Origin of the sequence: Streptomyces sp. NPDC047917, from assembly GCF_043204345.1 — a bacterium.
Classification (GTDB): Bacteria; Actinomycetota; Actinomycetes; order Streptomycetales; family Streptomycetaceae; genus Streptomyces; species Streptomyces sanglieri.
Window position 1 is genome coordinate 56271 of record NZ_JBIDCA010000001.1, and the last position, 12167, is coordinate 68437.

The following is a 12167-nucleotide window of genomic DNA, read 5'->3' on the forward strand; positions in this document are numbered from 1 at the left end:
GAGCCTAAGCGCTGCCGGACCGGACGGACGGACCCGCGGAACCAGCACCACCGAACCGGACCGCGCCGCCCCGCCGAACCCAGCACCACTGACCCGGACCGCACCGACCCGCCGAACCCAGCACCACCGGACCGGACCGCAGCACCCCCCGACCCCAGCACCACCGAACCGGACCGCACCGACCCCCCGACCCCAGCACCACCGGACCGGACGGACGGGCTCCCGGCCTCAGCGCCGGATCGCGAAGTCGCCCAGGCCGCCGGCGAGCAGGGCGAAACCGCGCTCGGCGAGCGCGAAGGCGTCCGCGGCGATCGCGTCCGCCGACTCCCCCGCCAGCAGTCGCAACTGGTTCGCGTGGATGAGGGCGTTGCGGGTGCCGATCAGCTGGGCGCCCGCCACCCGCGCGATGGCCGGCTCCTCCCCCTCCTCGACCAGCGCTTCGGTGAGCAGGTCGAAGGAGCGCATGGAGAACCCGTGGGCCCGGGTGAGCAGCGCCGGGGTCTCCTGGATCAGCCGGCGCACTCCGAGCACCACCGGCAGGTCGCTCATTCCGATCGAGGGATCGCGCTGCTCGACGGCGGCCAGGAACTGTTCGCGCACGGCGGCCAGGGCGGATTCACCGGGGGCCCGGTCCCGCACCATGCGCGCGACATCGCCCACGTGCTCCTCCATGGGAGCGAGGACCAGGTCCTCCTTGCCGGCGAAGTAGTTGAAGACGGTCATCTTCGATACCTCGGCCGCCTCCGCGATCTCGGCGACCGAGACCTTGTCGAAGCCGCGCTCGGCGAAGAGTTCGGTGGCGGCGGCCAACAGGCGGTGCCGCGTCTGGAGTTTCTTGCGCTCGCGCAGGCTCATCCCCTCGGTCATGGCGTCACTGTACCAGGATGAAAGTTGATCCAGGATTAATTCTTGACTCAATACATTTTCATGGGCCATGGTGGTGCCCGGCCGCAGCGGCACCAAGCCGCTCGGGAGGGGAGCCCAGCCATGTCCGCAGTCACGCCCACAACCATGACCAGACGTCAGCGCATCATCGGGTTCGGGCTCTGCATCGCCACGATCCTGCTGGCCGTGCTCGACACGAACATCGTCTCGGCGGCGACCGTGCCGATCGTCAGCGACCTCGACCCGGTGCACGGCATCGACAAGATCCCCTGGCTGATCGCCGCCTATCAGCTCGCCGCCACCGCCGCGCTGCCGCTCTACGGGAAGCTCTGCGACGTGATCGGCGCCAAGAAGGTCTTCATCGGGGCCGTCGCCACCTTCCTCGCCGGATCGGCGCTGTGCGGAATGGCGGACTCCATGGGCTGGCTGATCGCCGCCCGCGCGCTCCAGGGCGTCGGCGGCGGTGGACTGATGAGCGTCACCATGGTCGTGCTGCGTGAGCTCAAGGGCCCCGAGGAGAAGGGCGGCAAGGGCGGAAGCATCGGCGGGATCGTCGCGGGGGCCGGGATGGCGCTCGGGCCGTGGCTCGGCGGAGCACTCGCCGACCACGCCGACTGGCGGTGGATCTTCTACGTCAACCTGCCGATCGGCGTCGCCGTCCTGGCCGCGGCGGTCCGGGTGCTGAGACTGCCCGCGCACAGCACCCGTCGCACGATCGACTTCCTCGGCGCCGGGCTCGCCGCCGCCTTCTCCACCATGCTGCTGCTGGTCACCCAGTGGGGAGGCAAGGACCACGCCTGGTCGTCCCCGCTGATCGTCGGACTCCTCGTGGCGACCGTCGCCGCGCTCGCCCTCTTCGTACGCCGCCAGGCCACCGCGGCCGAACCGGTGCTGCCGCTCGGCCTGTTCAGGGTCCGGGAGATCCGGTACGGCTTCGCCATCCAGGGCCTGGTCGGCGCGGCCATGATGGGCTCGATGGTCTACGTGATGATCTATCTCCAGGTCGTACGCGGGATCGCCGCCTCGTCGGCCGGGCTCTACCTGATCCCGATGGCGATCGGCATGACCGCCGTCGGACTGCTCTCCGACCGGCTCGCCACGGCCGGCTGGTCGCAGAAGACCTTCGTCGTCAGCGGCACCGTCTGCGCGTCCGCCGCCCTGGCCCTGCTCGCCACGCTCTCCACGGACACCGGCCTGTGGACGGTCCGCGCCGCGCTGCTGCTGATGGGCGTCGGTTTCGGCCAGCTCATCGGCCAGCTGATCCAGCTGGTCCAGGACACCGCGCCGGCCGCGCAGTTGGGCGTGGCCACCACCGGCGTCCGGTTCTTCCAGACCCTCGGCGGGGCACTGGGCGCCGCGGTCTTCGGCACCGTACTCAGCAGGGTCTACGCGGCTCGTGGCCCCGGCGGCACGACCAGCACCATCGGCGAGCTGACCGGCCACGCCCGTCGGCAGGCGCTGGACGCGTTCGTCTCCTCGACGAGCGTGGTCTTCTGGTCGGCGACCGGGGTGATGATCCTGGCGGCCGTTCTGGCGACCCGGCTTCCGGCCGGTGTCCAGCAGAAACCGGAGAAGGCGGAGAAGCTGGAGGAAGCGGAGAGGCCGGAGGACGCGGAGGAGGCGGAGAGGCCGGAGGACGCGGAGGTAAATGCCACCGCATTCACCACGGCACCGCCGCTCTCCCGCTGAATACACAATTGCGTCGGCCATTTCCGGCCCCGCCCACGAGAACGGCCCCGCCCATGAACAGGGCGGGGCCGTTCTCGTCAGAACCCGCGGGTCAGGCGAGCAGCGCCGGAATGGTCGCTTCGTGCGCCGTACGCAGCTCGTTCAGCGAAATGCCGAACTCGCCCTGGACCTCGATCTCCTCGCCGTCCACGACACCGATCCGGGCGACGGGCAGACCCCGCGCACCGCACATGTCGTTGAAGCGAAGCTCCTCGCTCCGCGGCACGGAGACGACCGCGCGCCCCGCCGACTCGGAGAAGAGGAAGGTGAACGCGTCCAGCCCGTCCGGCACGACCAGCCGGGCACCCTTCCCGCCGCGCAGGCAGGACTCGGTGACCGCCTGGATCAGACCGCCGTCGGAGAGGTCGTGCGCCGCGTCGATCATGCCGTCGCGGGACGCCGAGATCAGGATCTCGCCGAGCAGCTTCTCGCGGCCCAGGTCGACCTTGGGCGGCAGACCGCCGAGGTGGTTGTGGACGACCTCGGACCAGGCGGAGCCGCCGAACTCCTCGTGCGTGTCGCCCAGCAGGTAGAGGAGCTGGCCCTCTTCCGCGAAGGCGACCGGCGTGCGCCGGGTGACATCGTCGATCACACCGAGCACGGCCACGACCGGCGTCGGGTGGATCGCCGTCTCACCGGTCTGGTTGTACAGCGAGACGTTGCCGCCGGTGACCGGGGTGCCCAGCTCCAGGCAGCCGTCCGCCAGACCACGGGTGGCCTCGGCGAACTGCCACATGACGTCCGGGTCCTCGGGCGAACCGAAGTTCAGGCAGTCCGAGATGGCCAGCGGCTTGGCACCGGAGGCGGCGACGTTGCGGTACGACTCCGCCAGCGCGAGCTGCGCACCGGTGTACGGGTCGAGCTTGGCGTACCGGCCGTTGCCGTCGGTCGCCATGGCCACGCCCAGGTTCGACTCCTCGTCGATCCGGACCATGCCGGCGTCGTCGGGCATCGCGAGCACAGTGTTGCCCTGCACGAACCGGTCGTACTGGTCCGTGATCCAGGACTTCGACGCCTGGTTCGGCGAGGCGACCAGCTTGAGGACCTGCTCGCGCAGCTCCGCGCCGTTCGCCGGGCGGGCCAGCTTGCCGGCGTCGTCGGCCTGGAGCGCGTCCTGCCAGGACGGGCGGGCGAACGGACGGTGGTACGTCGGGCCCTCGTGGGCGACGGACCGCGGCGGCACGTCCACGATCTGCTCGCCGTGCCAGAAGATCTCCAGCTGGGAACCCTCGGTCACCTCACCGATGACGGTGGCGATGACGTCCCACTTCTCGCAGATCTCCAGGAAGCGGTCCACGTACTGCGGCTCGACGATCGCGCACATGCGCTCCTGCGACTCGCTCATGAGGATTTCCTCGGGCGAGAGGGAGGAGTCGCGCAGCGGCACGGTGTCCAGCTCGACGCGCATGCCGCCGGATCCGGCGGAGGCCAGCTCGGACGTGGCGCAGGAGAGCCCGGCGCCGCCGAGGTCCTGGATGCCCGCGACGAGCTTCTCCTTGAAGATCTCCAGGGTGCACTCGATGAGGAGCTTCTCCTGGAACGGGTCGCCGACCTGGACGGCCGGGCGCTTCGCGGGGCCGGTCGACTCGAAGGTCTCCGAGGCCAGCACCGAGACGCCGCCGATGCCGTCGCCGCCGGTGCGGGCACCGTAGAGGATCACCTTGTTGCCGGGGCCGGAGGCCTTGGCTAGGTGGATGTCCTCGTGCTTCATCACGCCGATGCAGCCGGCGTTGACCAGCGGGTTGCCCTGGTAGCAGGCGTCGAAGACGACCTCGCCGCCGATGTTCGGCAGGCCCAGGCAGTTCCCGTAGCCGCCGATGCCCGCGACGACGCCCGGCAGGACGCGCTTGGTGTCGGGGTGGTCGGCCGCGCCGAACCGCAGCGGGTCGACGACCGCGACCGGGCGAGCACCCATGGCGAGGATGTCGCGGACGATGCCGCCGACGCCGGTGGCCGCGCCCTGGTAGGGCTCGATGTACGAGGGGTGGTTGTGCGACTCGACCTTGAAGGTGACCGCGTAACCCTGACCGACGTCGACCACACCGGCGTTCTCGCCGATGCCGACGAGCATCGCGTCGTTGGCGGGGACCTTCTCGCCGAACTGCTTGAGGTGGACCTTGCTGCTCTTGTACGAGCAGTGCTCGGACCACATCACGGAGTACATGGCGAGCTCGGCGCCGGTGGGACGGCGGCCCAGGATCTCGCGGATCCGGGCGTACTCGTCCTCCTTGAGGCCGAGCTCCTTCCAGGGCTGCGCGACGTCCGGGGTCTCGGCCGCGTGCTTGACCGTATCCAGGCTCATGCGTTGACCAGCTTCTTGATGATCGAGGTGAAGAACCCGAGACCGTCGGTGCGGCCGGTTCCGATCAGCGGCTCGACGGCGTGCTCCGGGTGCGGCATCAGGCCGACGACATTGCCCGCCGCGTTGGTGATGCCGGCGATGTCCCGCAGCGAGCCGTTGGGGTTCACGTCCAGGTAGCGGAAGGCGACCCGGCCCTCCGCCTCCAGCTCGTCGAGCACCCGCTCGTCGGCGACGTAACGCCCGTCCATGTTCTTGAGCGGTACGGAGATCTCCTGGCCCGCGGAGTAGTCCGAGGTCCAGGCGGTCTCCGCGTTCTCGACGCGCAGCCTCTGGTCGCGGCAGATGAAGTGCAGGTGGTTGTTCCGCAGCATCGCGCCGGGCAGCAGATGCGCCTCGGTCAGGATCTGGAAGCCGTTGCAGATGCCGAGGACCGGCATCCCCGCCTTCGCCTGCTCGATGACGGTCTCCATGACCGGCGAGAAGCGGGAGATGGCTCCGGCCCGCAGATAGTCGCCGTAGGAGAAGCCGCCCGCCAGGATGACCGCGTCGACCTGGTGCAGGTCCTTGTCGCGGTGCCACAGCGATACGGGCTCGGCGCCCGCGACCCGTACGGCCCTCAGGCTGTCCTTGTCGTCGAGCGTGCCGGGAAAGGTGACGACTCCGATGCGAGCGGTCACTTCGGCTCCTCGGCCTTCTCCACCTTCACGGTGAAGTCCTCGATGACGGTGTTGGCGAGGAAAGTCTCGGCCATCTCGTGAATGCGGCCGAGGGCGGCGTCGTCGACCGGCCCCTCTACCTCCAGCTCGAAACGCTTTCCCTGACGTACGTCCGCGATTCCCTCGAAGCCGAGACGGGGCAGTGCGCGCTGCACCGCCTGTCCCTGCGGGTCGAGGATCTCGGGCTTGAGCATGACGTCGACTACGACGCGTGCCACTGGCACTCCCGGTGGTGGTGTGGTGCGGCTGTTTCTCCGGGGGGCTCCCCAGACCCCCGCAGGTCCCCTCAGCGTACCTGGCCAGAAATTCTACGCGGGTAGATATCGAGAACCTTGATCACGCCCAGATATCGGACGCGACAACACACAGGGAAAGTCCTGCAAAAATAATCCTCACCGGCAGCACACATAGAAGGCTGACACGCGGAGTTAATTGGGTGGGCTTCACAATGCGGCACCAACCGCTGTACAAATGATTACCGGGGAATGCAGCATTGCCCTAAACAGTCGGCAACCGTCGACACCGCATCCGCCTAGCAGCCGGAAGGCCGGCATCAGCGCACGCCAGACGCGCCGATACCGTAGGAAAGGACCGATATCCGTGGCTCAGCGCGTAGTGGTCACGCTCTCCGACGACATCGACGGGGGAGCAGCGGCGGAAACGGTCACCTTCGCCCTGGACGGGAAGTCGTACGAGATCGACCTCAATACGTCCAATGCAAAGAAACTGCGCAAGGCCCTCGCGCCGTACATGGCGGCGGGCCGAAAGCAGACAAACGCCAGCAAGCACGGCAAGACCCCCGTGTCGTACCGGCACACTTCGCTCGCCCCCGACCCGGCGGCCGTACGCGCCTGGGCCCGCTCGCACCGGATGGAGGTGCCGGCCCGCGGCCGGATCCCCAAGAAGGTCTACGAGGCGTTCCGCGAAGCGAGTTGACCCTCCGACAGGCCCCCCGGCACCCCCTTGGGCGACACCCCGCGGACACCGACTTGCGCTACACCCCCGCAGGTCGGCTAAAGTCTGGAGCACGCCGAGGGGCAAGGCCGAAAAGCCGAACCCCACGCAGCGTGCGGGTGTAGTTCAGTAGCAGAACATCCCCCTTCCAGGGGGAAGGCGCAGTGTGCAATTCCTGTCACCCGCTCTGCATCGCTCTTATCGACCACTCCGGTGGATCGGGTAGGGTGGTGCTCGCACCGCCCGATGAAACTCCTTCCGGGGAGTACAATGAGCGGCAGCAATGCGGACGTGGCTCAGTTGGTAGAGCATCACCTTGCCAAGGTGAGGGTCGCGAGTTCGAATCTCGTCGTCCGCTCTTGATCGAAACGAAGGCCCTGGTCGATATCGACCAGGGCCTTCGTCGTGTCCGGCCACACATGACGTTTGTCATGAGCAGTAATGACAACTCGCACTGATCCCGTCGCCGATCCCGCGGAATTCTGTGGTCATGACCAGCGACGACATCCCAGGCAACCGCGGCAACCGCGCGGACCGGACCGCGGCACCCGTCACGGCCGCCGCCGCCTCCGCGTCCGCGTCCCGTTCCGATGCGGTGATCGAGGCGACCGGAGTGCGACGGCGCTACGCGGGCGGATTCGAGGCCGTGGCCGGCGTCTCCTTCTCGGTGGCGCGCGGTGAGCTCTTCGCGCTGCTCGGTACGAACGGCGCGGGCAAGACCTCCACCGTCGAGCTGCTGGAGGGTCTGGCCGTGCCCGACGGCGGCACGGTCCGGGTGCTCGGCCACGACCCGTACCGGGAGCGTGCCGCCGTGCGCCCGCGGATCGGGGTGATGCTCCAGGAGGGCGGCTTCCCTTCCGAGCTGACGGTCACCGAGACGGTACGGATGTGGGCGGGCTGCACCAGCGGCGCGCGCCCGACCGGCGAGGCGCTGGAGCTGGTCGGGCTCTCCCACCGGGGGCGGGTACGGGTCAAGCAGCTCTCCGGCGGTGAGCGGCGCCGGCTCGATCTGGCGATGGCCCTGCTCGGCCGGCCCGAGGTGCTGTTCCTGGACGAGCCGACCACCGGGCTCGACGCCGAAGGGCGGCGCGACACCTGGGAGTTGGTGCGCGAGCTGCGGGACGGCGGCACCACCGTGCTGCTCACCACGCACTACCTGGAGGAGGCCGAGACGCTCGCCGACCGGCTGGCGATCATGCACCGGGGGCGGATCGTGACGGCGGGCACCACCGCCGAGGTGACCGCCGCCCGTCCCTCCCGGATCCGGTTCGAGCTGCCGGAGGAGGTTCCGGCGGCCCGGCTTCCGCTCGGGCTGCGGGCCGCCGCCGACGGCCGCCGGATCGAGATCCGTACCCACCGTCTGCAGGAGTCCCTGGACGAACTGCTGACCTGGGCACGTGAGTCGGACGTCCGGCTGCTGGGTCTCGATGCCCGTTCGGCCTCGCTCGAAGAGGCGTTCCTCGACATCGCCCAGAGCGCCTCGGACAACGAAACGTACGGCGAAACGAACGGCGAAACGGACGACGCGAAGGTGGCTGCGTGATGACGAGCACGACGACGAGCGCGACCGGCGCCGGCACCGCGGTCGGCACGACGGCCGGCACGACGCTCCGGGGCCGGCTGACCGCCCTCGGGCGCGCCGAGGTCTCCCTGCTCGCCCGCAACCGGACGGCGGTGTTCGTCTCGCTGCTGATGCCCGCCGCCATGGTCCTGGCGATGAAGTCGGCGCTGAAGCAGTCCGTTCTCGACGGGACCGGCCTCTCCGTCGCCGGGGCGGCGCTCACCGGTGGCATCGGCATCGTGCTGATCCAGGCCGTCTACATGAACCTGGTCTCGTCCTACGTGGCACGGCGCGAGGATCTCGTTCTGAAACGACTGCGCACCGGTGAGGTCACCGACCCGGAGATCCTCGTCGGGACCGCCCTGCCGTCGGTCGCGCTGGCGCTGGCCCAGACCGTGGTGATCGTGGTCGCGGGAACGGCCTTCTTCGGCCTCGCCGCGCCGCAGCGGCCCGAACTGCTGCTGGCGGGCCTGCTGCTGGGCGTGGTGCTGCTGGCGGCACTGGCCGCGGCCACCTCCGCGGTGACCCGCACCGTGCAGACCTCTCAGCTCACCACCCTCCCGCTGTTCTTCCTCTCGATGATGGGCTCGGGGCTCTTCGTACCGCTGGAGGTCATGCCCGACCCGATGGCGTCCGTGTGCGAGCTGCTGCCGGTGACCGGGGTCATGACGCTCGTACGGACGGGCTGGCTGGGCGGAGCCGACGGCTCCGACCTGCTCGTGGCCGCCATGACCGGGCTGGCCTGGACCGGATTCGCCGTGTTTGCTGTGCAACGGCGGTTCCGCTGGGATCCGCGACGCTGAGGGGAGACACCGTGGTGCTCGTACGGGGCTGGCGCCGCAACTGGCAGCAGCGCACCAAGCTGGAGCGGATCGATCTCTACTCGCGGCTGACCCTCTCGGTGCTGCCCTGGCTCTTCACCCTGTCGTGGCAGCTGGCCCCCTTCGATTCGGACATCCGCCATGCGCCGCTGCCGATCGCCCTGGGCGTGGCACTGCTGCTCGTGAGCCTGGTGCAGTGTCTGCTGAGCAACCGCAACGTCCGGCTGTCGTACGCGCACTACCTCGGCACCGCCGTCCTCCCCCGGCGGCGGCAACTGCCGCCCCTGGTGCTGCTGCTGGTCAGCCTGGGGCTGCTGGCGACGATGGCCGGGGTGGACGGGGTCACCGACAGCGGGCTGCTCGTCATGACCATGAACGCTCCGGTGGCGCCCGCGATAACGCAGGTCCTGGTGACCCCGGTCCGCACCTTCCTGGTCCAGTCGCTCACCGTCGCCGCGCTGGGCGTCGGCGTCCTCGCCGCGGTCGGGGTGCGGGGCGCGGCACTGGCCGGCGTGGTGCCGACGATGCTCTTCGGCTGCGTGCTCACACTGATCGCCGTACGGCCCAGCGCCTGGAGCCTGGCTGTGATGTGGCAGGCCGAGGAGGCCCGGGATCTCCAGGCCAGGCTCGCGGTCGCCGAGGAGCGGCTGCGGTTCGGACGGGACCTGCACGACGTACTGGGCCGCAATCTCGCCGTGATCGCGCTGAAGAGCGAGCTGGCCGTGGAGCTGGCCCAGCGCGGCCGGCCGGAGGCGGTGGACCAGATGATCGAGGTGCAGCGGATAGCCCGCACCTCGCAGCAGGAGGTGCGCGATGTCGTACGGGGCTACCGGGAGGCCGATCTGAGTACGGAGCTGGCGGGCGCCCGAGGGGTGTTGAGCGCCGCTGGGATCAGGTGCGAGGTGACGGGCGACGTCGGCGACCGGCTGCCCGCGCCCGTGCAGTCGGCGCTCGGCTGGGTCGTGCGGGAGGCGGCGACCAATGTGCTGCGGCACGGCGATCCACGCCACTGCACGATCCGGCTCCGCACCTCGGCGGACGAGGTCGTGCTGCTGGTGGAGAACGACGGGGCGGCGGCGGCCGACGCGGGGCGGGACGGGAGCGCCGGGGCGGGTGACGGCTCCGGACCGGGCGGCTCCGGGCTCGCGGGGCTGCGGGAGCGGTTGCGGGTGGTCGACGGTTCGCTGGACGCGGGCCCGGCGGGGGACGGCACGTTCCGGCTCATCGCCACGATCCCGCTCGGGCCGGCGGCGCCCCCGGCCGGCCTCGGCAAGCCGCCTGCCGCCCGGGAGGCACCCGCACTTCAGGAGGAACGACGATGACGACCGTACGGGTGCTGCTCGCCGACGACGAGCACCTGATCCGGGGCGCGCTGGCCGCGCTGCTGGCCCTGGAGGACGACCTCGCGGTGGTCGCGGAGGCCGCGACCGGCCCCGAGGCACTGGCCATGGCCCGGGCCCACCGGCCCGATGTGGCGGTCCTCGATCTGGAGATGCCGGGCGCCGACGGTGTGAGTGTCGCCACATCCCTGCGGGCCGAACTGCCCGGCTGCCGGACGATGATCGTGACCAGCCACGGGCTGCCCGGACACCTCAAGCGGGCGCTGGAGGCGGGGGTGCGGGCCTTCGTTCCGAAGACCGTCAGCGCCCGGCAACTGGCCGGGATCATCCGCACCGTGCACGCCGGAAACCGTTACGTGGACCCGGAGTTGGCGGCCGACGCGATCTCCGCCGGGGACTCTCCGCTGACCGCGCGGGAGACCGAGGTGCTGGAGCTGGCGGCGGACGGGGCACCCGTCGCGGAGATCGCGGAGCGGGCGTCGCTGTCGCCGGGAACGGTACGGAATTACCTCTCCGCGGCCGCCTCGAAGCTCGGCGCGGAGAATCGGCATGCCGCGGTGCGTCTCGCACGGCAGCGCGGATGGGTATAGTGGTTCTCGCGCTTCGGCGCTTGCGGACGTAGCTCAGTTGGTAGAGCGCAACCTTGCCAAGGTTGAGGTCGCCAGTTCGAACCTGGTCGTCCGCTCGGTTCAGCAAGAAGCCCCCGGCCTTCCGGCCGGGGGCTTCTTCGTGTTCTGTCGGGGGTTTTCCCTACCAGGACGTGCCGGTGAGGAGTTCGTACGCCTCCAGGTACTTCGCCCGGGTCGCGTCCACGATCTCCGGGGGCAGCGCCGGCGGCGGCTGCTCGCTCCCGCGGTCCCAGCCGGAGGCCGGTGAGGTCAGCCAGTCGCGTACGAACTGCTTGTCGTAGCTGGGCTGGGCCCGGCCCGGCTCCCAGCCGGCCGCGGGCCAGAAGCGCGAGGAGTCCGGGGTCAGCACCTCGTCCGCGATGATCAGCTCCTCGCCGCCGTCGGCGGTGGGCGTGAATCCGAACTCGAACTTGGTGTCGGCGAGGATGATGCCGCGCTCGCGCGCGATGTCACGTGCCCGGCCGTAGACGTCCAGCGTGGTGCGGCGCAGCAGCTCGGCGGTCTCCGTACCGACCTGGCGGGCCACCTCCTCGAAGCTCACGTTCTCGTCGTGGTCACCGACGGCCGCCTTGGTGGCGGGGGTGAAGATCGGCTCCGGGAGCTCGGAGCCGTCGACGAGCCCCTCGGGCAGCGGGAGACCGCAGACTGTGCGGGACTCCTTGTACTCGACGAGGCCGGAGCCGGTGAGGTAGCCACGGGCGACGCACTCGACCGGGACCATCCGCAGCGACTTGCAGATCAGGGTGCGGCCGGCCCAGTCGGCGGGGGCTCCGGCGGGGAGCTCCGTGGACAGGACGTGGTTCGGTACGAGATCGGCGAGCTGGTCGAACCACCACAGCGAGAGCCGGGTGAGCACCCGGCCCTTGTCCGGGATCTCGGTCGGCAGGACCCAGTCGTACGCGGACATGCGGTCGCTGGCGACCATGACGAGGTCGCCCGCCCCGTTCCGGTACAGGTCGCGCACCTTGCCCGTGTGCAGGTGGGTGAGCCCCGGGACCTGCACTGGCTCGGGCTTTTCTACAAATCCGGACACGCTGCCTCCGCGTAGGTTGATCCAGGAGTCGTTCCGATTCTCCCGTACCGGAGCGCGGCGGAGTGGGGCGGGGCGTCCGTGGCGCCGACTTCCGTGGCCCCATGGGCGGTTCGGCGGCGCTTGGCTTGCAGCCGCGGTTCAGTCGCGCTCGGACTGCAGCCGCGGTTCGACGGCGCTCGGATTGCAGCCGCGGTTCAG

11 protein-coding genes and 3 tRNA genes are annotated in these 12167 nt (G+C 70.1%); 9 read left to right on the forward strand and 5 right to left on the reverse strand.

Annotation, left to right across the window (positions count from 1 at the left end):
- Nucleotides 1–228: 228 nt before the first annotated feature.
- Entirely contained in the window at nt 229–867 is a 639-nt protein-coding gene (locus ACGF8B_RS00225) for a TetR/AcrR family transcriptional regulator (protein ID WP_392733365.1), read from the reverse strand.
- 144 nt (nt 868–1011) lie between these two features.
- Between ACGF8B_RS00225 and ACGF8B_RS00230 the strand changes: the two genes are divergently transcribed.
- A complete protein-coding gene (locus tag ACGF8B_RS00230; RefSeq protein ID WP_392733367.1) occupies nt 1012–2574 on the forward strand; it encodes an MFS transporter in 1563 nt (520 codons plus the stop codon).
- 91 nt (nt 2575–2665) lie between these two features.
- Here ACGF8B_RS00230 and purL read toward each other — a convergent pair whose 3' ends face one another.
- The 3 genes from purL to purS are packed head-to-tail and all read right to left on the reverse strand — an operon-like array spanning nt 2666 to nt 5849.
- Nucleotides 2666–4915 (reverse strand): phosphoribosylformylglycinamidine synthase subunit PurL, encoded by a 2250-nt coding sequence (gene purL, locus ACGF8B_RS00235; RefSeq protein WP_392733369.1) that lies wholly within the window; start codon nt 4913–4915, stop codon nt 2666–2668.
- The gene (gene purQ, locus ACGF8B_RS00240; RefSeq protein ID WP_392733370.1) at nt 4912–5592 is read right to left on the reverse strand and encodes a phosphoribosylformylglycinamidine synthase subunit PurQ; all 681 of its coding nucleotides are present in this window, start codon (nt 5590–5592) and stop codon (nt 4912–4914) included. The genes purL and purQ overlap by 4 nt, the downstream gene beginning before the upstream one ends.
- Nucleotides 5589–5849 (reverse strand): phosphoribosylformylglycinamidine synthase subunit PurS, encoded by a 261-nt coding sequence (gene purS / locus ACGF8B_RS00245; RefSeq protein WP_124720043.1) that lies wholly within the window; start codon nt 5847–5849, stop codon nt 5589–5591. Before purS ends, purQ begins: the two co-directional genes overlap by 4 nt.
- Nucleotides 5850–6231: 382 nt before the next feature.
- Here purS and ACGF8B_RS00250 point away from each other — a divergent pair, with 382 nt between their 5' ends.
- From ACGF8B_RS00250 to ACGF8B_RS00285, 8 genes are all read left to right on the forward strand, one after another.
- A complete protein-coding gene (locus ACGF8B_RS00250; RefSeq protein ID WP_266689661.1) occupies nt 6232–6567 on the forward strand; it encodes an Lsr2 family protein in 336 nt (111 codons plus the stop codon).
- 133 nt (nt 6568–6700) lie between these two features.
- Nucleotides 6701–6772, forward strand: a tRNA-Gly gene (locus ACGF8B_RS00255).
- A 98-nt stretch (nt 6773–6870) separates the two neighbouring features.
- Nucleotides 6871–6943: transfer RNA gene (locus tag ACGF8B_RS00260), tRNA-Gly, on the forward strand.
- 132 nt (nt 6944–7075) lie between these two features.
- Nucleotides 7076–8128 (forward strand): ABC transporter ATP-binding protein, encoded by a 1053-nt coding sequence (locus ACGF8B_RS00265; RefSeq protein ID WP_392733373.1) that lies wholly within the window; start codon nt 7076–7078, stop codon nt 8126–8128.
- The gene (locus tag ACGF8B_RS00270; RefSeq protein WP_392733375.1) at nt 8128–8949 is read left to right on the forward strand and encodes an ABC transporter permease; all 822 of its coding nucleotides are present in this window, start codon (nt 8128–8130) and stop codon (nt 8947–8949) included. Before ACGF8B_RS00265 ends, ACGF8B_RS00270 begins: the two co-directional genes overlap by 1 nt.
- Nucleotides 8950–8963: 14 nt before the next feature.
- Entirely contained in the window at nt 8964–10289 is a 1326-nt protein-coding gene (locus ACGF8B_RS00275; RefSeq protein WP_392734412.1) for a sensor histidine kinase, read from the forward strand.
- Nucleotides 10286–10897 (forward strand): response regulator, encoded by a 612-nt coding sequence (locus ACGF8B_RS00280; RefSeq protein WP_392733377.1) that lies wholly within the window; start codon nt 10286–10288, stop codon nt 10895–10897. The genes ACGF8B_RS00275 and ACGF8B_RS00280 overlap by 4 nt, the downstream gene beginning before the upstream one ends.
- 22 nt (nt 10898–10919) lie before the next feature.
- Nucleotides 10920–10992 (forward strand) — tRNA-Gly (locus ACGF8B_RS00285).
- A 65-nt stretch (nt 10993–11057) separates the two neighbouring features.
- Here the strand turns inward: ACGF8B_RS00285 and ACGF8B_RS00290 are convergent.
- On the reverse strand, nt 11058–11969 hold the full coding sequence (locus ACGF8B_RS00290) for a phosphoribosylaminoimidazolesuccinocarboxamide synthase (protein ID WP_392733379.1): 912 nt from the start codon (nt 11967–11969) through the stop codon (nt 11058–11060).
- Nucleotides 11970–12167 lie beyond the last annotated feature (198 nt).

Coding starts and splice junctions, on each gene's coding strand:
- ACGF8B_RS00225 (WP_392733365.1), bottom strand. CDS start 867: ATGACCGAGGGGATGAGCCTGCGCGAGCGCAAGAAACTCCAGACGCGG.
- ACGF8B_RS00230 (WP_392733367.1), top strand. CDS start 1,012: ATGACCAGACGTCAGCGCATCATCGGGTTCGGGCTCTGCATCGCCACG.
- purL (WP_392733369.1), bottom strand. CDS start 4,915: ATGAGCCTGGATACGGTCAAGCACGCGGCCGAGACCCCGGACGTCGCG.
- ACGF8B_RS00265 (WP_392733373.1), top strand. CDS start 7,076: ATGACCAGCGACGACATCCCAGGCAACCGCGGCAACCGCGCGGACCGG.
- ACGF8B_RS00270 (WP_392733375.1), top strand. CDS start 8,128: ATGACGAGCACGACGACGAGCGCGACCGGCGCCGGCACCGCGGTCGGC.
- ACGF8B_RS00280 (WP_392733377.1), top strand. CDS start 10,286: ATGACGACCGTACGGGTGCTGCTCGCCGACGACGAGCACCTGATCCGG.